Here is a 19965-nt window from a genome sequence, read left to right as displayed (position 1 = left end):
CGCGCGCGGGACATCGCCGCCTCGCCCCGCGGGGCGGGGTGCTACGGCTTCCGCTCCTTCTTCGGCTTCTTCGTCGTCGTCAGCGCTTCCTTCGCGGTCGCCCCCGACGCCTGGCTCACGCTCGCTCGGCCCTTCGCCTCCTCGAGCAGGCGATCGATCCGCACGCCGTCGATGGTGAGCCCATCGATCGCGCAGCCGACGATCTCGACCTCGCGGAGATCCGACGCCTCGAAGCGAGCGCGGCGCAGGCTCGCGTCGGACCAGCGGCTCGCCGCGGCGTCGGCGTCGTCGATGCGCGCGCCGGCGAGCGAGACGTCATCGAGCGATGCGCCGGCGAGGGTCGCGTTGCGCAGGCGCGCGCCGGCGAGCGAGACGTCATCCAGCACGGCCTCGGCGAGCGAGACGTTGTGCAGGCGCGCGCCGGCGAGCGAGACGTCATCGAGCACGGCCTCCGCGAGCGAGACGTTGCGCAGGCGCGCGCCGCGAAGGTCGACGTCGTCGAGCTCGGCCTCCGCGAGCGCGACGTCGTGGAAGCGGGCGCCGTGCAGGTCGACGTCGTCGAACGCGGCCCCGGCGAGCGTCGAGCCGTGAAACCGCTCGGGCTTCGCAGGCTGGGTGCCTTCGTCCTCTGCGGCGTCCGCGCTCGCCGGCGCGATCGGGGGCTTCTTGGCCATGGGTCCATGCTAGCGCTAGGCGCAGGTCGCGCGCTCGCGCGGTCCGGAGAGCCATGAACGCACACGCCGGCTTCGTGCCCCACCACGCCCTCGTCTCCGCGCCCTCCGCGGCGCCTGCCCGCTGGATGCTCGTCCTGCACGGCATCTTTGGCTCGGGCGCCAACTGGCGCACCTTCATCCGCCGCCTCGCCGAGGCGCAGGCCGAGAGCGGCGCGCCTGGCCTTTCCGCCCGGCCGTGGGGCTTCATCCTTGTCGACCTGCGGGCCCACGGCATGTCGCAGAGCCCGCCTGCGCCCCACACCATCGCGGCGGCCGCGGAGGATCTGCTCCGCCTGGGCGACCGCCTCGGCCTCGATATCCACGGCGTGATGGGCCACTCGTTCGGCGGCAAGGTGGCGCTCGCCTACCTCGAGCGCCGGCCCGCCGGGATCGAGCGCGCGTTCCTCCTCGACGCCGATCCGAGCGCGAAGCCCGCCGGCGAGAGCGGATCGGAGAGCCCTGGCGTGCTCGAGGTGCTCCGCGCGATCCCGCAGCCGATCCCGTCGCGCGAGGCGTTCCTCGACGCCGTGCAGGCCGCCGGGTTCAGCCGCGCCATCGCGGAGTGGCTGGCGATGAACGTCCGCCGCGAGGGCGACGGCTTTCGCATCCGGCTCGACCTCGACATCCTGAACGAGCTGCTCACCGACTATTTCGCCCGCGATCTGTGGCACGTCCTGGAGGACCCGCCGGCGCAGGCCGGTCCGGGCGTGGAGCAGCGGCGCATCCATGTCGTGCTCGGCGGCAGGTCCGCGTCGATCTCGCCGGCGTCGCGCGATCGCTTCGAGGCGCTCCCGGCGCGCGCGCCCTGGGTCTCGGTCCACGTCCTCCCGCGCGCCGGCCACTGGCTCCAGGTCGACGACCCCGATGGCCTCTTCGACGTCATCCGGGCGGCCCTGTGACCGGAGGTCGTGAACCCCGCGCGTGCCCCCTGACCGGGCTTTCCGCCCGGCGCTTCATCCACTATCGCCCGGAGGACCTATGCGCATCGCGTCCTGGAACGTGAACTCCATCCGCACGCGGCTAGAGCAGCTCACGAGCTGGCTGGTCCGGGCCGCGCCCGACGTCATCTGCATGCAGGAGACGAAGGTCGAGGACGGCAGCTTCCCCGAGGCCGCGCTCTCCGAGGTGGGCTATCGCTCGGTCATCTTCGGCCAGAAGTCCTACAACGGGGTCGCGATCGCCGCGCGCTTCGGACTCTCGGTCGACGACGTGAAGAAGGGCCTCGACGGCGACGAGCAGGACGTCGCCCGGCGGATGCTGGCGGCGACGATCGAGGGGGTCCGGGTCATCAACGTGTACGTGCCCAACGGGCAGGCGGTGGGCACGCCGGCCTTCGCGTACAAGCTCGCGTGGCTTGAGCGGCTGCGGAGCGAGCTCGAGGCGCGCTACCGCCCGGATCAGCAGCTCCTGATCTGCGGCGATTTCAACGTCGCGCCCGAGGCGATCGACGTCGCGGAGCCGAAGAAATGGGAGGGGCAGGTGCTCTTCCATCCGGACGAGCGCGCCGCGCTGGGCCGCCTGCTGGACTGGGGCCTCGTGGACGCGTTCCGCGCCTGCCACCCCGGCAAGGAGGCGTACAGCTGGTGGGATTACCGGATGGGCGCGTTCCGGCGCAACAAGGGCCTCCGCATCGATCTCGCGCTTGTGACGCGCCCGCTCGCCGCGCGCTGCACCGATGTGTCGATCGACACGCGCCCGCGGGAGCTCCAGCGCCCGTCCGATCACGCGCCGGTCGTGGTGGAGCTCGCGGACGGCGCGGCGCCGCCCGGGGCCGTGCCGGGGACCTGAGCGCGGGCGGACGTCAGCGGGCCGCGTCGGTCTGGCGACCGCCCGCGGCCGCGCTTGGCGGCGCGTTTGCGGCCGCCGGCGCGGCTGATGCGCGCGCTGCGTCGGCCGCCGTCGGCGCCGCCGCGGAAGGCACGCCGTAGATGTCCGCATCCGTCGCCGCGGAGTCGACAGCCTTGTTCGGCTCATCGGCGGCGCACGCGGGGCGGGCCAGCGACTCCTCGATGCAGGCGGCGCGCATCGACGGGGGGCACATCACGCGGATGTGGAAGTGATCGTTGTGCAGATCGGCGTCCCTGGGGCTCATCATCGCGGCCGCGGCCCGGGTCCGGAGCTCCGCCGAGACGCGCTTCTTCGCGGCGTGGGCGAGCAGCCGCGCCTTCAGCGCGTCGGTCACGAAGAGGTACTTGACGCCCGCCTGCCGGTCCTCGAGCAGCGCCTGGACGAGCGCCCAGTTGCGCGCGTCGTCGAACCGCGCGCCGGGGAGGCCGATGGCGTCGCCTCGATCGTCGAACGCGACGAACCGGTCCATGCGGAGGGTCTTGCCCTTCGAGTTGACGACGTAGAACCCGACGTCGGCGTCGCGCCCCGTCTGGTGGGAGTTGTGCCCGTCGAGCGCGCCGCCCGTCTTGGCCGAGAGGTCGCCGACGAGCAGCGCGGAGTCGCCGTGCTTCTTGGCCACCTGGAAGGCGGCTCGCCGCAGGGCCTTCACGAGCACGGGCAGCCCCCATGTCCTCGCGCCCTCGCGCGTCTTGAGGTGCCTCGACGATCGGAGCCGCACCGCGCCGGTGAGCCGTCCGCGGTTGGGAGCGCCCTTCGACAGCGGCGTCCGCTCGTCGGCGTCGGCGGTGCCGCCGCGCTCCGCGCGGGAGGCGTCGTCCCGCACCGCCGCGCGCTTCTTGCCCGCGCGCTCCTGGGACTTCTCCTTGGATCGGGCGCTGCGCGCGGCCCGCGCTTCACCTTTGCCATCGGCCGAGCTCCGCCGCGCGGCGTGGCGCTTGTTCTGCGGGCCCTTGCCCGGCTGCTGTTCGGCCGCAGCCGCATGCGCGCCCGCGGGGGCGCCCTGGGCCGGAGGGGCACCCTGGGCCGGCGCGGCGAGCGAGAGGGCGAGCAGGAGGGCAGCGACGGGACCCCGGGACGCGAGGCAGCGCCGAGAGAGCGGGCGGAGCAGCGGCATGGCGGGGCAGGACCCTACCTTGCGGCGCCGCGGACAGAGAACTTCTTTCACAGCCGCCTCGGGTCAGGCCCAGCCGGTTCGGTCCAGGCGGGCCCACCGAGCGCGTTCCGGCGGCCACGGTTGGTGCTGGTGGACGGTGCGCCGCGAGGGCGGACGGTGCGCCGCGGGGGGCGAGCCCTGGGACGCACCCGGCGCCCGCGTCCGTCCGGGCTGGGCGGAGACGGCGGCCTGAGAATTGCGCACCATCTCGCTTCAATGTCTTGACACAACGCCGCCGGTGCGGTTAGAAGCGTTCCGCGAGCCCCGCCGAGGGGCGCGCAGGAGCGCCCGTAGCTCAGCTGGATAGAGCGTCGGACTTCGAATCCGAAAGTCGCCTGTTCGAATCAGGCCGGGCGTGCCGGGCTCAACGGGCGACTCAAGCGATCCGGCGAGATTCCGGGAGCTGTTCCAGGTTCAGTAGGTTTGACAATTCATTCGGGCCATTAGCTCAATTGGTAGAGCAGTGGACTCTTAATCCATTGGCTGAAGGTTCAAGTCCTTCATGGCCCACCCGAGATGATTGAGGAACCCAGCCAGCCCGAGAGGCTGGCTGGGACAGCCGGGACGACGGCTGGGACAATCGAAGAAGCCGCAAGGCACAGAGGCTCAAGAGCCCGACGACCCAGGGGGGTGTGTCGGGCTTTCGGCGTTTTGAGCGGCGCGTCCGATCGACGTCGCTCCGGCGAGCTCTGCGATACGCCTGCGTCGTGCGCCTTGGGCTTCGTGCTCTCGTACGAGCTCTGCGGGTCGTCGTCCAGCCAAGCGCCGCGCGCAGCGCGCTGCTGGGGGCCCTCCATGTCCGTTCGAGTGGGGTGCGGTCACGCCCGCCGGAGGAGCTCTGCCGCAAGGCGGGCATCCCGCTGTCTCTGGTCCCCAGCATCGGGTCAGGCTCGACCTCGAACGGAGCGGCCAGAAACAGGAGGCAGCGGCGATTCAGATCCTGGAGCAGCGGGTCTCGTCGCTGCAGCAATGGGTCGATCATCCGCTGGACGACCCTGTCGAGCAGCCACTGCCCACCTCTCTGGATGCGCTCACGCAGGTTCGAGACCACGACCTGGACGTCGCCGAGGACGGGACCGTTTGCATCCGGCAAGGCGTTGTGCCTGACCGCCGTGTCTCGATCGAGCAGGCGCGAGATGCGTTATGGCCTCAAGAGCTGCGCGAAGCGGCGCGACGGTGACAGGAACATCGCCAGCAAGGACGGCTTCGAGATCGACCTGCTTGTCGCTCTGGCGATCATAGGACATCGCAGTTGCATCGAGCTTCCTATGCCAGCGCCACGGTCGGCCGCGACGATGTGCCATTGGCGACACCACACCCACCATCGGGTGAGCCTGTTCGGGTGATGGCAGTTCTCCGGCATCGTCTCCGCCGGGAGCGGATACCGTTCTGACCGACCGGAAACTATCATGAGCGCCTCTCCAGCCTCGTCGCGCCGTTGTTGCCGAAACCACCGAGGCAGCGACAGGCACATGACATGCAGATGACGGAGCGCTCTTCCGCTTGAAACATGTCGACCGCTGCCGGAGGAACCGAATTTTCCCGGCAGCCGAAAAGACCTCGTTCCGCATTGCAGGCGATGAGCTTTCCTTGCCATCCAAAAGATTTTATTTTCTTGACGGGCACAATTCGGCGTGAAACGTTTCGGGCGGACCTGGGGGCTTTCGTAGCGGGGGTTCCACGAAGGGGGTTCATTCGGGCCTGGAGTCGATTTCCCTCACGACGGCGGATTGTTCCGACCTGCGAGCGGATCAGCCGGCACGTGCTGCATAGCGACGCCTAGCGTCTGCGCGGTGCATGCCCGCCGGTGGGCTCACAGGGGGCGCGGGCTCGGCATTGGCCGAATCGACGCGGAAACGGCGCTCGTCCATCTGAAAACTCGAGAGCTTCCCGGCAGGAGCAGGGGCTCTCTCCAGTGATTGGGAGCGGCATACCGGAGCGGCATGGCCAATCTACGGGCGATTCACTCGGTAGGCTTCTCGCTGGTGAAATACCTGCGAAATGCCTATCCCGAGGAGCTGAGGCAAGAGCACCCGTGCGATTTTCGCCTCATCTCGTCCGGTGAGATCAACGCCGCGGGCGCCGACTTCGGGACCGCTGTCACGCTCTACCTCTATCGCGTGACGGTGAACCCGCATTTGCGAAACTCGCATCATGTCAATGCGTTGCAGCAGACGGTGCTGCCGCTGTCGGTCGATCTTCATTATCTCGTCACCATCTGGGCCGACAGCGCGCTCGCCGAGCACACGATCCTCGGGTGGGTCGTGCGCGAGCTCCACATGCACCAGACCCTCAGCCAGTCGGATCTCACGTCCGAGGGAGGCTGGGAGGGGGGCGACCTGGTGCAGCTGATTCCGGCGGAGCTGTCCAACGAAGATCTCATGCGGTTATGGGATGCCCTGGATCCGGGGTACCGGCTGAGCATCTCCTACATCGCCCGCGTCGTCCGGATCGAGCCGGAGGTGGTGGCCGAACCGCCGGCCGTGGTGGCACGCAGGCTCCGGGCCACCGAGAAAGAGCGGAATCCATGAGCGGGCGGGGGGCGGGGAGGCTGACATGCCCGACGTGATCGACGTCCGCGTCCTCGGGGCCCTCCGGTTCGTCGATGCCACCACCGGGGTCGGTATCAAGGCGCCGCTGCGTGTCACCGCGCCGCTCGCGCGGTTCGTCCGCAACCGCACGGGCGCTTACGCCGTCACCTGGGCGTCGGGCCTCGACGCGCACGTCGAGCGGTTTCACGCGCCTCCCTCGCCGCCGCTCGACTCGCCGCCGTTCGACTCCCTCCCTTTTGCCGTTGCCGTGAGCGATCCAGCCCGCCGGTACCTCGACCGATCGAGCTCGTTTCGGCTCCCGCGTGACCCGGATCCGGCGCACGCCGCCGACGACAACTCGCTCTTCCGGGCCATGGTGATCCCGCTCTATCCTTCCCCCATCGCCCCGATCGACCCGGGATGGGCCGTCGTTCGCGCGAGCGTGCGGGACAGCAGCGGCGCCGCCCTGCCCGGCGCCTACCTGCGGCTGCGCCGGGCCTCGCAGCCGACCGCCACGAATCCTCCGCTCGCCCGCGGCATGGCCGACGACCGGGGCGAGGCGCTCATCCCGGTCGCCGGCGTGCCCGTCACCAACTGGGAGGCGGATGACACGCGGCCGGTCCTGTCGACGGAGATCGAGGCGGTCCTCGAGGCCTACTACGACGCGAACGCCGGCTCGCCCCCGGATCCCGATCTCATCGATTCGCGGCGGCTGCTCGAGCCGCCGGATCCCAATGCGCTGTCCAAGACAAGTGTGAACGTGCGGTTGGCTTCGGGGAGGGAACTCGCCGTGTCCGTGGTGATCACCCGATGAGGTGAAACCCGCCCCCACAGGCTCTCTGGTAAGGAGGCTCGCTCGTGCCCGAATATCTAGCACCAGGCGTATACGTCGAGGAAACCAGCTTCCGGGCGAAGTCGCTCGAAGGCGTGAGCACGAGCACGACGGGCTTCGTCGGGCCGACACGACGCGGGCCCGTCGCGCCGAGCGATCCCAACGCGATGCCCGAGATCCCCGAGCTCCTCACGAGCTTCGGAGACTTCCAGCGGATCTACGGCGGGTTCGATGATCTGCAGTACGGCACGAACTACCTCGCGCACGCGGTCCGCGCCTACTTCGATAACGGCGGATCGCGCCTGTATGTGGCGCGCGTCGTCGATGCCGCGGCCGGCACCGCGGCTTCAGGGAACCTGGCCGCGAGCATCTCGTTCGTGGCCCGCTCGCCCGGGCAGGCGGGGAACGGGACGATCACGCTCATCCCGCACTTCACCGACGCGACAAAGCGCAGCATGGACCGGGCCCCCCAGGGCACCGTCGTGCGCGTCGGCGCGAAGAGCGCGGCCAGGGCGCGCGGCGCGCAGCTCGTCGGCAACCGCGTGGGCCCCTGGTCCCTCCCGCGCGACGGGCGCCTCATGATCCGCCTGACCAGCGCTGGCGCGAACAACACGCCGGGCACCGGCGCCGAGCTGACGCTCGCCGGGAGCCCGGCGGAGGCGCAGGCGCAGAACGCCATCCCTGCGCCGCTCGACCTGGCCGCCGCGACCGAAGCCGACCGCACCCTCACCGTGCGGATCGATGGCGCCGAGCAGACGGTCGTCCTGCCCGCCGCCGATGGACAGACGCGCGACGAGGTGGTCGCCCTGATCAACCGGTCGATCGTCGGCGGGTACGCTCGGCTCGAGGGCGATCGGCTCGTGATCGGCAGCGACGTCCAGGGGAGCGCCTCGCGGGCGCTGGTGCCGTTCACCGGCGCGGCCGCGGGGCTGGGCTTCACCGCCGAGGTGAGCGCCGCCGGCTCGGGCGACCTGCCCAATGTCCGGCGCGTGACCCTGCAGGACCTGGTGGCCCGCCTCGCCGGATTCCAGGGGGGCGAGGTGACGCCCAGCACCGACGCCCTCGGCAACCTGGTGCTCACCACCGCCACAGCCGGCGCGGGCCTCTCGCTCCTGTCGCCTACCGGCGGCGCGCCCATCCTCAATGCGCTCCTCGGCTTCGCGGCCGACGCCGCAGATACCGGCACCACCGGCGGCGCGGTGACGTTCTATTACAAGGACGACACAGGCTGGCTCCCCGAGTCCGGCGCCGGCGGGCCGCTCGCGCTCGGCCTCGACGACAACGCGGCGCCGAACGCGGATGGGACGGAGTTCGTCACGCTCGGCGTGATCGCCACCGACGCCGACGGCATCTCGAAGACCTATGATGACCTCGGGCTCGCGCCCGAGCACCCGCGTTACATCGGCAGGGTGCTGGCGGACAACCCCAGCCGGCGCTCCGACCAGCTGGAGAACGTGTTCGCGTTCCGCGACGGGGGAGCCACCGTCGCCCAGCTCCGGCAGGCGCTGCTCAACAACGCCGGTCTGCCGCCCATCGGCCAGCGCGCGGTCCCGGTCCGGACGGTGAGCCTGATCGGCGGCACCGACGGCGGACCGCCCGGCCAGGCGAGCTACGAGGCAGGGCTCCGCCAGCTGGCGGTGGTGGAGGGGATATCGATCGTCGCGGCTCCGGGCGAGTCGCGCTTCCCCGACCACCAGGGAATCCAGGGCGCGCTCATCACCCATTGCGAGCGCCGGCGCGCCTACCGGATCGCGGTGCTCGACACCGCGCCAGGGCTCGTCATCAGCGGCGCGCAGGCGGAGAAGGCGCGCATCGACTCGACCTACGCCGCCCTCTACTACCCGTGGGTCGTGGTCTCCAACCCGCTCGCGCGCGTGGGCGACGAGAGCATCCCACGGGAGATCGCCCTTCCGCCGTCGGGCTTCGTGTGCGGTATCTACGCGCGCACCGACGTGACCCGCGGCGTGTTCAAGGCGCCGGCCAACGAGGTCGTGCGCGGGGCGCTCCGCTACGAGGTCGACGTGAACTTCGCGCAGCAGGAGGTCCTGAACCCGGCGGGCGTGAACTGCCTGCGCTTCTTCCCCGGGAGGGGAAACCGCGTGTGGGGCGCCCGTACGGCCAGCTCGGACCCCGAGTGGAAGTACGTCAACGTGCGCCGCTATTTCAACTACATCGAGCGCACCCTCGACGTCGGGACGCAGTGGGCGGTGTTCGAGCCCAACGGAGAGCGCCTGTGGGCGAACATCCGTGAGACCGTCTCGAGCTTCCTCGTGAACGAGTGGCGCTCCGGCGCGCTGCTCGGCGGGAGCCCGAGGGAGGCCTTCTTCGTGCGCTGCGATCGCAGCACCATGGACCAGAACGATCTGGACAACGGCCGCCTGATTTGCCTCGTCGGCGTGGCGGTGGTCAAACCCGCCGAGTTCGTGGTCTTCCGCATCGGCCAGAAGACGGCAGACGCCCGTAGCTAATCGACAAGGAGACGCCCAATGCCGCGTGAAGTACCCTATCCCAACTTCAACTTCACGGTCAGCTTCAACCCGGCGCTCGAGGACGATCCGATCGGCGGGTTCTCGGATGTCTCGGGGCTGATGACGGAGCTGACCGTCGCCGAGTACCGCAACGGCAACGACCCCAACAACCATGTGCGCAAGATCCAGGGCGTGCACAAGGTGGGCGACGTGACGCTCAAGCGCGGGCTCATCGACTCCGCGAGCATCTGGCAATGGATGGAGTCGGCGCGCGTCGACGGCCCAGCCGCCAAGAGGACGGTCACCATCAAGATGCGCGACGAGACAGGGAGGAACGACGTGCAGACGTGGACTCTGCTGCACGTCCTCCCGCTCAAGTGGACCGGGCCGACCCTCGCCGGCAAGGGAGGGGGCGACGTGGCCACCGAGGAGCTGGTCCTCTCCTGCGAGGGCCTCGTCTACGGCGTGCCGGGAACCGCCTAGCGATCTCCGAGGGCGCCCAGGATGAGAGGACTGGTCATCGAGCTGCAAGCACCGTTGGCTCCGCCGGCGCCGAACCGCGCGGACGTGGCGTGCTTCGTCGGCTTCGTCGCGCGGCGGACGGGGGCGTCCGGCCCGCTGCCGTCCATCTTGCCTCCCAGGAGCGCCCAGGCCGCCGCCTACCCTCTTTACCACTGGCTGCAGGAGCACGGATGGGCCCGGTCGAACGAGCGGATTTACGACCGGGCCTCGTCGTCAGCGCAACTCGCCTCACCCGATCTCGCGCCGCCGTCGCCGCTCCCCTGGACGCTCTCCGACGCCGACCTGGATCTGCTCCTCGATGTCCCGGTCCCGATCGACAGCTGGGAGGCATTCGATCGGCTGTTCGCGTGGGAAAGACGCCCGTTCACCGTCTCGGGCGGCGGCGAGACCGTCGTGGGTCCGTCGTACCTGGGCGCGGCGGTGCGCTCCTTCTTCGCGCAGGGCGGGCGCCGCTGCTACGTGGTCCGCGTCGGCGATCCGTGGCGCTATGACGCCGCGCCCGCGGTGAGGCGCGCGGGGCTCGACAAGCTCCTCGGGTTCTCGACAGCGGGCGGGGCGAAGCTCCCGCCGGATCGGCGGGATCGGGCCACCTGGAAGGGGGTTGGCCACCTGTATGGCCTGCCGGAGGTGTCGTTCGTCTGCCTCCCCGACCTCGCCGACGCCGTGGCGGCGGAGCGGCCCTGGCCGAGCGCGGCGCCCTCGGCCCCCCCGAGCGAGGAGGTGTTCACCGCCTGCTCGGAGCAGCCTCCGATCCCCGCGGATCAATTCCTTCGCGGGTTCGAGCCGCCGCGCGCCGACGAGGCGGGTTATGCGAGCTGGGCCGCCGTGATCCGGTGCATCGGGACGATGCTCCAGCGGGAGCTGCGCGAGATCCAGCTCGTCGCCGCGATCCCGCTGCCCCACCCGTCGGTGCCGGCGGCGCGGGTGGACCTGCTCCGCTGGCTGACGTCGAGCGGCTGGCTGGGAGCACAGCTCAACGACGAGGAGGATTCCACGCCCGACGCGCTGTCGAGCGCCTTCGTGCAGCTCGCGTGGCCGTGGGTGAAGACGCTCGGCTCGCGCGGGCTGCCGGCCGAGCTGGAGAGCCCCGACGCCGTGCTGACCGGCGTCCTTTCGCGCAATGCCCTCACGCGCGGGGCATATCGCAGCGCCGCGCGGCTGCCCATCGCCGAGGTCTTCGACGTCGAGCCCGGCTTGCGCAGGGAGGACCTGGCGCTGCCGGAGGTGGGCACGACGCTCGTGCAGCGGGTCTCGCTCCTGGGCCCCACGCCGCGGGGGGTCGAGGTGCTCTCGGACGTGACGACCTCGCTCGATGAGGCTTACCGTCAGGCGAACGTCAACCGGCTCGTGACGGCCATCGTGCGGGCGGTCCGTGTGCTCGGCGAGGACGTGCTCTTCGATGCATCGAGTCCCCGGCTCTGGGCCTCGATCCGCACGTCGGTCGAGTCCCTGCTCGTCGCGCTGTGGCAGGAGGGAGCGCTCTCCGGCTCGACGCCGGCCAAGGCGTTCCAGGTCCGCTGCGACCGGAGCACCATGAGCGAGCGCGACCTCGACGAGGGCCGGCTCGTCGTGGAGATCACGTTCCAGGCGACGGCGGTGATCGAGCGGATCCGCGTCGTTTTGGCGATGTCCTCAGGTGTCACGACAGCACAGGTGACGGCCGCATGAGCGCCCCCGACCCCTTTCTGCTGTTCAACTTCGAGGTGACGTTCAAGGAGTTCAACCTCCAGCAGGGGCGCGAGACCGGCGGCGATCGGATGCTCTGCTCTGCTGCCTTCTCGGAGGTGACGGGGCTCGAGGCGACGATGGAGCCGAAGGTCATCAAGGAAGGCGGAAGGAACTATGGATCGGTTCAGCGGGCTGGGCCTGTGACGTTCGGGACCGTGGTGCTCAAGCGCGGCCTCACCACGCAGCAAGACATGTACACGTGGTTCGCGCTCGTGGCCGGCGGCAACTACGCGCGGCGGCTCACGGCATCCATCGCGGTGCGCAACCCCAAGGGGGATCAGGTCCTCTACACGCTCAGGCTTCACCGGGCGCTGCCCATCAAGTTCAAGTCGCCAGACCTGAACGCCTCGACGACGAACGTCGCGATCGAGGAGCTGCACCTGGCCCACGAGGGCCTGGAGCTCGTCGAAGGATCATGAGCCTCCCTGGCGCCGCACCCAGCAAGAAGGTCGAGCTCTACCGGCTCGGCGCGAACGGCAATCCGCCTGCCACCCCCACGGTGACCGCGCAGTACAACCCGACGCAGCTCCAGTACACGATCACGAACACCGCCGCGCGCGGCAGCGGGTCGCAGCGGACGCAGCGGGTGGACGAGAGCAGCGCCAAGCTGAACATCGAGCTGATCTTCGACACCACCGATACGGGGCAGGACGTGCGCCTCAAGACCCAGGAGGTCGCCGTCCTCATGGAGCCGGACCAGAGCACGAAGGTCCCGCCCAAGGTGGATGTGGTGTGGGGGGCGTTCAAGTTCCGGGGCATCTTCGACTCCTACCGGGAGACGATCGATTTCTTCTCCGAGGACGGGATCCCCCTGCGGGCGACGGTCAGCCTGACGATGAGCAGCCCGTCGGAGGAGAACCGGGTGCCGCCGGCGGTGTTCCACTTCGCCCAGGGGGGGACGGCGGCCGCCTTCAGCGGACAGGCGGAGCTCGGCGCGGCGGTGGAGACGCCGACGGGCTCCGGGCCGTTGACGCAGACAGCGCAGGAGGCGGGAGACCCAAACAGGACGCGGGACATCGCTGCGATGAACGGCGTCGAGGACATCCGGAATCCGGCCGGGGATACCGACACGCTGGTCGTGCCCGAGAACGAGCCGGAGTTGCTCGAGGCTGTGGCGTTCGCGAGCGCCGGGGCGCAGGCGGGGTTCTCTGCCGGCGCGGGCTTCTCGGCCGGTGCAGGAGTGGGTTTTTCCGCGGGTGCAGGAGCGGGCTTCTCAGCGGGTGCAGGAGCGGGCTTCTCCGCGGGCGCGGGAGCGGGCTTCTCCGCGGGCGCAGGAGCGGGCTTCTCCGCGGGTGCAGGAGCGGGCTTCTCAGCGGGCGCAGGAGCGGACTTCTCAGCGGGCGCGGGAGCGGGCTTCTCCGCGGGTGCCGGAGCGGGCTTCTCAGCGGGCGCAGGGGCCGGCTTCTCAGCGGGTGCCGGAGCTGGTTTCTCAGCGGGTGCAGGGACCGGCTTCTCAGCGGGTGCCGGAGCTGGTTTCTCAGCGGGCGCAGGCGCAGGCTTCTCAGCGGGCGCAGGCGCAGGCTTCTCAGCGGGCGCAGGAGCCGGCTTCTCTGCCGGCGCTGCCTTCGGCGCCGATGCCGGAGGCAGCTTCTCCAGCGGCCCGATGGCCGGCTCCCTCGCGTCCGCGGGCGTCTCGGCGACCCAGGGAGCGTTCGCCCTTCTCCGCGCGCCCACGGCGCAGCCGCGCAGGCCGATCGACCCGAGCCGTCTCCTGGTCCGGACCAAGAGCACCAGCTACTCGATCACCAGGCAAACCCAGTACGCGGTGGGCGGCCGGGTGATCGGCGAAGGCTCGGCCAGCTACAGCGCAGAGGTCGGCCAGAGCGGAAGCTTCAGCAGCCGAATCACCTTCGAGGAGGACTGACCGATGCCCATCGTGTTCGATCAGGTGGAGGGCGTCGTGCAGCGCAGCCCCGAGGACACACCCGCTGGCGCGGACAACGCGGCCGACGCCGCTGCGCCCCCGGCAGGCGCAAACACAGAGAACATCGCTGAGCAGATGGACCGCCTCAAGCGGCGCAAGGAACGGTTGATCGCGGATTAGGACGCCCATGGCCGAGACCCAGCTCAGCACGCTGACGCAGTACCGAGCCCGCCCGACGGTTCGTCTGGACGGGAGCACCCGCGACAACGCTCGCGTGAGCGCGCTCATCAACGCGTTCCGCGTGACGGAGCAGGAGATGGGCCTGTCGTCGCTGGAGCTGCGCCTCGTCAACCAGGCGACACCCCAGGGGGGCGGCGACGAGGATCTGGCGCTCGAGGACGAGCGCGATATCAAGCTCGGGACCAAGATCAGCCTCTACTCCGGCGACGAGAACCGGCCACGGGAGATCTTCCGGGGCGTGGTCAGCTGCATCGAGGCCGAGTTCCCGCAGAGCGGCCCGCCCGAGCTCCTGGTGCTGGCAGAGGATCCGCTCCAGAAAGGGCGCCTCTCGCGGCGAACTCAGGTGCACGACCACCTCCGGCTCTCCGACCTGGCGAACCAGCTCGCCTCGCAGATGTCCCTCACGCCCCGTGTCACCGGGTTCACGGAGGACGTCGGTACACACGTCCAGCTCAACGAGAGCGACCTCGCGTTTCTGCGCAGGCTCCTCGCCCGCTACGATGGAGACCTGCAGGTCGTCGGCAACGAGCTGCACGTCTCGCCCCGCAAGGACGTCCAGCGCGGCACCGTGGAGCTCGCGTGGAACAGCCAGCTCTTCCACGTGCGCTTCTGCGCGGATCTGGCCGATCAGGTGACGGAGGTCACCACCTCGGGCTGGGACCCCAAGCAGGGCCTGCGCGTCGCCGGCTCCTCGCAGGGGGCGAACCTGGGGCCCGGCGGCGGGCGGCTGGGCTCGCAGATCCTGTCCGACGTGTTCGGGGCCCGCAGCGAGCACGTGAGCAGCCCGGCGGTGCTCACCGACCTCGAGGCAAGGGCGCTCGCCGACGCCGCCTTCGATCAGCGCGCGCGCCGCTTCGTCCGTGTGAGCGGGACGGCGGAGGGCAACCCGCTCATCCGCGTCGGCACGCTCGTCCGGCTCACGGGGATGAGCCGCCGCTTCAACAACACCTATTACGTGGTTCACGCGTGCCACCGCTTTCAGAAGACGACCGGTCAGTACGAGACCGACTTCCAGGCCGAGAGCGCCTATCTGGGGAATCCATGAGCGAGGTGCGAGCATGATGGGCGAATCGCGGCCCGGCGCACCACGCCCCGGCGTCCTGTACGGGGTCTACCTGGCGGAGGTCGTGGCCGTCACCGGCGACCCCGACAACCTCGGCCGTATCCAGATACGGCTGCTCGGCTTCGACGGGGTCGGGGAGCAGGACGCGCCCATGTGGGCCCGCGTGGCCGTCCCCTTCGCCGGGGCGAACCGCGGCGCCTTCTTCATACCGAACAAGGGCGACGAGGTGGCCGTGCAGTTCGTGAACGGCGACCCGCGCCAGCCGCTCGTCATCGGCGGGCTGTGGAACGGAAACCAGGCCCCGCCCGAGACGATCGGCGGCGACGAGATCGATCGCTGGACCTTCGTCGGCAAGAACGGCACGCGGGTGGCCATCGTCGAGGAGTCGCAGGGACAGGAGCAGATCCACCTCGCCACGCCGAACCAGATGAACTCGGCGGTCATCACCGCGGACAGCGGCGGGAAGATCGAGCTCAAGACCAGCATGGGGACCATCAAGATCGAGACCTCGGGGATCACCATCCAGTCGAGCGCGAAGGTCACCATCCAGGCGTCCCAGGTGGAGGTCAAGGCGGGATACGTGGACGTCAACTCGGCCTTCACCAACTTCTCCGGCGTCGTGAAGTGCTCGACCCTCATGGCGACGACCGTCGTGGGGAGCGTCTACACGCCGGGCGCGGGCAACGTATGGTAGGCCACGACGTCATCTTGCGCGGGCTCGGGGAGACGGCGAGAGAGGGCCCGCCGCTCATCCTGCAGCTCACCGATCAGAACGTGATCGGCGTGCTGCTCGAGACGCTCGAGACCGAGGACGCCTACGGCGCCGTCCGGCCCAGCGCGGTCAAGGCCCCGGTGCGCCTCTACCAGCCGGTACACCGCACGTTCCACGTCGTGCTGCTCGAGGCGGCGTGTGAGCGGCCCGGGCTTCCCCGCCTGGATCCAGCCAAGATCGACAGCGCCGGGCTCGTGGTCCGCCGCGTCGCCAGGGACGGCCTCTCCGCGGACAGGTTTCCGCAAGGCTGGCTGTCCGTCAGCAAGAAGCTGCGCGGCTGGTCCAAGCTCGACGACCCGAAGCGCGACCCCGATCCGGACCGGCGGCGGGTGATCACGGGCGGCGCGCCGGAGATCGGCCGCAAGGCCCTCCTGAGGGCGCGGCTCGAGGAGGGCGCCGAGCAGGTGACCGAGCTGTTCGTGGCGCCGCCGCAGGTCTGCGAGAAGGCCGGAAAGACGCTGCTCTACGGCCTGGTTCCGACGGTCAGCACGGAGATGTCCGAGGCCCCCGCGCCGCCGATCGCCGCCGACGCGTTCGACGTGCAGAGCGGGGAGAGAGACGCGTTCAAGGACGCCGTGCTGCCGGGGTACCTCAAGGCCGGGCTGGGGCTCTCGTTCGGCGGCCTCGCGGAGAGGTTCTTCACGGGCCGATCGGCGGCGCAATACGGGTACTTCAACGACGCCGAGAGGGCGAGCGCCTCCCTGCAGTCCGCCGACATCGCGCCGCTCGCCATCGCGCTGGAGAGCGACAGGACCCGCCTCGACCAGTTCCTCGATTTCCTCCGGTTCCTGCGCATCAGCCTGGACCTGTGGGGCAACTCGCCCGATTCGGTGGAGCTGCGAAGGCTCATTGCCAGGATCGTGGTGCCGGCGAACGCGCAAGAGGACAGGGACAAGACGGGGCGTCCCGCCGATCAGGTGCTGCTCGACGCGTGCACCGCGCTCGTCGCCCCGATCCCGGGCGGCGCGACCGTCTTCCGGTTCCCGTACCGCTGGCCGCTGGTCACCGCCGACCTCGCCGACCAGATCTACGCGAAGGTCAAGGCGACCGTCGCCAGCCGGCTCTCCGCGCTCCAGCCCGGGGTCGCGCGCTTCGACGACAAGTCCGCGCGGTACGAGCTGCGGGCGTTCGTGCGCGTGAAGCGGGACGACGGCTGCCCGCCAGAGCTCGTGTGGAGCTCCAGCAGCGCGGCGTTCCAGATCGTCCCCTGGTACGAGAACGGCACCCTCCCGCCGGTCCAGATCGAGCTGCCGGACGTCTCGAGTGAGAGCGTCAAGTCGCTCCTCCCCAACGTCGCGTTCAAGATGCCGCGGCGGCTCTTCAACTTCCTCAACAGCAACAGCCCCAAGGACCTGCTCGAGGGAAAAGGGAAAGAGGGGCTGGATATCGGGCTGCAATGGATATGCAGCTTCAACATATCCATCATCTTCGTGCTCGCGTTCATCGTGATGTTCATGTTCCTCATCATCTTGAACATCATCTTCTGGTGGCTGCCGTTCATCCGGATCTGCTTTCCCCTCCCCACTGTCTCGAGGCGTGAGGACTCATGACCAGACCCCTCCCGGCTCCGCGGCCGATTGGCTGGCCCTTGCTTCCGCTGCCCGACGCGAAGGGGCGGCTGCGTTACCCCACGCTCGAGGAGAGCGTGCGCGAGATGATCGAGGTCATCCTCCGCACGCGCCCGGGCGAGCAGCTCATGCGCCCTGATTTCGGCGCCGGCCTCGACCGGTTCCTGCACGAGCCGAACACCACGGACACGCGCCGGCGGATCCGCGAGCTCGTCGCCGCGTCGATCGCGCGCTGGGAGTCGCGCGTGCTCCTCGACCGGGTCGAGGTCGACGAGGTGGCGGGGCGCCCGTCGCACGTGCGCGTCGACATCGCCTATCGCCTGCGCCGCACCGGCGTACCGCAAAAGGTAGGTTTCACGATGGAGCTCGGAGGCTGACATGCCGATTCGGCCCCCCGCCCTTGACGATCGTTCGTTCCACGACCTCGTGGAGGAGCTTGTCGCGCGCATCCCGGCGCACACGCCCGAGTACACGGACCCCCGGGTCGGAGATCCGGGACGGACGCTCATCGAGCTGTTCGCCTGGCTCGCGGACACGATGCTCTACCGGGCCAACCTCGTCCCCGAGCGGCAGCGCCTCGCGTTCCTGCGCTTGCTCGGCGTCTCGATGCGGCCCGCGGCGGCCGCGCGAGGGCTCGTGAGCGTGCAGCTCGACGAGGACGTCGCCGAGGCGCCGCGGATCCGCGCGCTCGCGCAGATCAAGGGCGCGGTGCCGTTCGAGACGCGGGACGAGCTGACCGTCCTGCCGATCACCGCCGACGCCTTCGTGAAGCGCCCGATCCGCCCCGAGGAGGAGAAGGCGCTCGGGGCCGAGCTGCTCGCCCAGCTGCCGCTCGCCTACGGCCTCTCGTCGCGCGAGGGCAGGCCCGTCGAGCCGAAGTTCTACGTGACCACGCCCGTCTTCGCGAGCGGCTCGCCCGTGGCGGCCGGCTTCGACGTGATCCAGGAGACGGTCGACAGGTCGCTCTGGCTGGCGCTCCTCGCCCGCAAGCCGGAGCTCGTGGGGCCCGCGCGCGAGGCGCTCGGGAACGATCCGGAGGGACAGCAGCGGATCCTCAACGTGGGGATCATGCCGGCCATCGAGGTCCCGCGCCCGCTCGAGGACGCGGAACTGTTCGAGCAGCTCGCCCGGCGCGCCCGCATCCCCCACGTCTGGGAGATCACGACGGGCCGCACGAGCGGCGGTTCCCCCGGCGGCGCGGAGATGGTCGCGCTCGAGGTGATCCGGGACGACACGAGCGGCCTCACCCGCCGCGGGGTGATCCGCCTGGGGCTGCCTCGTTCTTCGCAGATCGGCGCGCTCGAGAACGACGTGCGCAACGACCCGGCCGCTGGCCTCGGGGACCGGCCGCCGCGGCTCGATGACGCCAAGATCGCCGGCCGCGTTGTCGCCTGGCTGCGCCTCCGGCCGCTCGAGAAGGGGCAGCAGTCGCTGCGCCTCGGCTGGGTGGGCGTCAACGCCATCGAGATCGACCAGCGCTCGACCGTCACCGGCCGGATCATCGGATCGAGCAACAACAGCGCCGATCAGGAGATGCAGCTGCCCGCCGCCAACGTCGACCCGGAGAGCCTCGTCCTGGAGGTCGAGGAGGACAACCTCGGGTTCGTGCGCTGGACGCAGATCGCCGATCTGGCCCTCGCCGGGCGGGACTCCGCCGTCTACAAGCTCGATCCCGAGGCGAGCACCGTGCGCTTCGGCGACGGCGTGCGCGGGCGCATCCCGGGCGCGGGCAGGCGCGTGCGCGTGGCGGTGATGCGCGCCGGCGGCGGCAGGGCGGGCAACCTGCCGCCCGGGTCCCTCAAGGCCATGACCGCGTTCGACGCGAAGCCGCCCTATCCGCGCATCCAGCGCAAGCTCAAGGTGGTGCAGAGCCTGCCGACCGACGGCGGGCAGGACGCCGAGCTCTTGGCGGAGGCCGAGCAGCGGATCCCCGGGATCCTCCGGCACCGCGACCGCGCGGTGACGGCCGACGACTTCCGTACGCTGGCCGTCGAGGCGCCGGGCGTGATGGTGGCCCGCGTGGAGGTGCTGCCCCGGTTCAAGCCGCACCAGCGCCGGAGCGAGGTGCCCGGCGTGGTGTCGGTGATGGTGCTGCCGTTCAAATCGGAGCGGCTGCCGCCCAACCCGCGGGCCGATCGGCCGTTCCTCGAGGCGGTGCACACGTGGCTCGACGCGCGGCGGCCGCTCGCGACCGAGCTCTACACCATCGGCTGCGAGTACGTGCCGCTCGCCGTCACCGTGGGGGTGACGCTCCGGGACGGCTTTCCGCGCGACGAGCAGCTGCTCGCGGTCAAGGAGGCCGTGCGCCGGTTCTTCTGGCCGCTCGCGCCGGGCGGCGCGGCCTTCACCGGCTGGCCGCTCGGCCGCGCCGTGCGCGACCGCGAGGTCGAGACGGTGGTCGCGCAGGTGCCCGGCGTGTCCGAGGTCATCGGCGTCAACCTGTTCCGCAGGAAGGGCAGCGGGTGGGAGCAGGTCACCGAGCGGAACGCCACGGGCGGCTTCGTGCTCCCGATCGAGCTGTGGCAGCTGCCCGAGCTGCTCGCGGTCGTGGTGGTCGCGGACGCGCCGCCCCCGGCCGACGATCCGACGCAGATCCCGAACCCGTTCGCCGACGACGCGGACGCCGGCGTGGCCGTGCCCGTCGTCCCGGAGGTCTGTTAGGG

General features: G+C 70.4%; 18 protein-coding genes and 2 tRNA genes. 18 read left to right on the top strand and 2 right to left on the bottom strand.

Annotated elements, in window-relative coordinates; translation table 11 throughout:
- Positions 1 to 41 precede the first annotated feature (41 nt).
- A complete protein-coding gene (locus tag WME90_RS42330; RefSeq protein ID WP_437277773.1) occupies positions 42 to 674 on the bottom strand; it encodes a pentapeptide repeat-containing protein in 633 nt (210 codons plus the stop codon).
- Positions 675 to 727: 53 nt separating this feature from the next.
- Between WME90_RS42330 and WME90_RS42325 the strand changes: the two genes are divergently transcribed.
- Positions 728 to 1612, top strand: a complete 885-nt coding sequence (locus tag WME90_RS42325) for an alpha/beta fold hydrolase (protein ID WP_437277772.1) — start codon at positions 728 to 730, stop codon at positions 1610 to 1612.
- 79 nt (positions 1613 to 1691) lie between these two features.
- Positions 1692 to 2501 (top strand): exodeoxyribonuclease III, encoded by an 810-nt coding sequence (xth, locus tag WME90_RS42320; protein ID WP_437277771.1) that lies wholly within the window; start codon positions 1692 to 1694, stop codon positions 2499 to 2501.
- A gap of 13 nt (positions 2502 to 2514) precedes the next feature.
- Here xth and WME90_RS42315 read toward each other — a convergent pair whose 3' ends face one another.
- Positions 2515 to 3675 (bottom strand): penicillin-insensitive murein endopeptidase, encoded by a 1161-nt coding sequence (locus tag WME90_RS42315; RefSeq protein ID WP_437277770.1) that lies wholly within the window; start codon positions 3673 to 3675, stop codon positions 2515 to 2517.
- A gap of 323 nt (positions 3676 to 3998) precedes the next feature.
- Between WME90_RS42315 and WME90_RS42310 the strand changes: the two genes are divergently transcribed.
- The 16 genes from WME90_RS42310 (at position 3999) to WME90_RS42235 (ending at position 19963) form a co-directional block, all read left to right on the top strand.
- Positions 3999 to 4072, top strand: a tRNA-Arg gene (locus WME90_RS42310).
- Between the two features lie 79 nt (positions 4073 to 4151).
- A tRNA-Lys gene (locus WME90_RS42305) sits at positions 4152 to 4224 on the top strand.
- A 626-nt stretch (positions 4225 to 4850) separates the two neighbouring features.
- On the top strand, positions 4851 to 5060 hold the full coding sequence (locus tag WME90_RS42300) for a hypothetical protein (RefSeq protein WP_437277769.1): 210 nt from the start codon (positions 4851 to 4853) through the stop codon (positions 5058 to 5060).
- 639 nt (positions 5061 to 5699) lie between these two features.
- Entirely contained in the window at positions 5700 to 6245 is a 546-nt protein-coding gene (locus tag WME90_RS42295) for a DUF4255 domain-containing protein (RefSeq protein ID WP_437277768.1), read from the top strand.
- Positions 6246 to 6270: 25 nt separating this feature from the next.
- Positions 6271 to 7059 carry a hypothetical protein gene (locus WME90_RS42290; RefSeq protein ID WP_437277767.1) on the top strand — a complete coding sequence of 263 codons (789 nt, stop codon included), beginning with the start codon at positions 6271 to 6273 and terminating at the stop codon, positions 7057 to 7059.
- Positions 7060 to 7103: 44 nt separating this feature from the next.
- Positions 7104 to 9545 carry a phage tail sheath family protein gene (locus WME90_RS42285; protein WP_437277766.1) on the top strand — a complete coding sequence of 814 codons (2442 nt, stop codon included), beginning with the start codon at positions 7104 to 7106 and terminating at the stop codon, positions 9543 to 9545.
- 18 nt (positions 9546 to 9563) lie between these two features.
- Positions 9564 to 10028, top strand: a complete 465-nt coding sequence (locus WME90_RS42280; protein WP_437277765.1) for a phage tail protein — start codon at positions 9564 to 9566, stop codon at positions 10026 to 10028.
- Between the two features lie 21 nt (positions 10029 to 10049).
- Positions 10050 to 11735, top strand: a complete 1686-nt coding sequence (locus tag WME90_RS42275; RefSeq protein ID WP_437277764.1) for a hypothetical protein — start codon at positions 10050 to 10052, stop codon at positions 11733 to 11735.
- Complete coding sequence (locus WME90_RS42270) at positions 11732 to 12214, top strand: phage tail protein (RefSeq protein WP_437277763.1); 483 nt, start codon at positions 11732 to 11734, stop codon at positions 12212 to 12214. The genes WME90_RS42275 and WME90_RS42270 overlap by 4 nt, the downstream gene beginning before the upstream one ends.
- The gene (locus tag WME90_RS42265; protein ID WP_437277762.1) at positions 12211 to 13659 is read left to right on the top strand and encodes a CIS tube protein; all 1449 of its coding nucleotides are present in this window, start codon (positions 12211 to 12213) and stop codon (positions 13657 to 13659) included. The genes WME90_RS42270 and WME90_RS42265 overlap by 4 nt, the downstream gene beginning before the upstream one ends.
- A 3-nt stretch (positions 13660 to 13662) precedes the next feature.
- Complete coding sequence (locus tag WME90_RS42260) at positions 13663 to 13839, top strand: hypothetical protein (protein ID WP_437277761.1); 177 nt, start codon at positions 13663 to 13665, stop codon at positions 13837 to 13839.
- Positions 13840 to 13846: 7 nt separating this feature from the next.
- The gene (locus WME90_RS42255; RefSeq protein WP_437277760.1) at positions 13847 to 14944 is read left to right on the top strand and encodes a phage late control D family protein; all 1098 of its coding nucleotides are present in this window, start codon (positions 13847 to 13849) and stop codon (positions 14942 to 14944) included.
- Positions 14945 to 14957: 13 nt separating this feature from the next.
- Positions 14958 to 15656, top strand: coding sequence for a phage baseplate assembly protein V (locus tag WME90_RS42250; RefSeq protein WP_437277759.1), 699 nt, complete (start codon positions 14958 to 14960; stop codon positions 15654 to 15656).
- Positions 15650 to 17284 carry a hypothetical protein gene (locus WME90_RS42245; protein ID WP_437277758.1) on the top strand — a complete coding sequence of 545 codons (1635 nt, stop codon included), beginning with the start codon at positions 15650 to 15652 and terminating at the stop codon, positions 17282 to 17284. Before WME90_RS42250 ends, WME90_RS42245 begins: the two co-directional genes overlap by 7 nt.
- Positions 17281 to 17679 carry a GPW/gp25 family protein gene (locus WME90_RS42240; protein WP_437277757.1) on the top strand — a complete coding sequence of 133 codons (399 nt, stop codon included), beginning with the start codon at positions 17281 to 17283 and terminating at the stop codon, positions 17677 to 17679. Before WME90_RS42245 ends, WME90_RS42240 begins: the two co-directional genes overlap by 4 nt.
- Position 17680: 1 nt before the next feature.
- Complete coding sequence (locus WME90_RS42235) at positions 17681 to 19963, top strand: putative baseplate assembly protein (RefSeq protein ID WP_437277756.1); 2283 nt, start codon at positions 17681 to 17683, stop codon at positions 19961 to 19963.
- The last annotated feature ends 2 nt before the right edge of the window (positions 19964 to 19965 follow it).

Origin of the sequence: Sorangium sp. So ce375, from assembly GCF_051473855.1 — a bacterium.
Classification (GTDB): Bacteria; Myxococcota_A; Polyangia; order Polyangiales; family Polyangiaceae; genus Sorangium.
The sequence above is the reverse complement of the archived record's forward strand: the minus strand, read 5'-3'. Positions and strand labels throughout refer to the sequence as shown.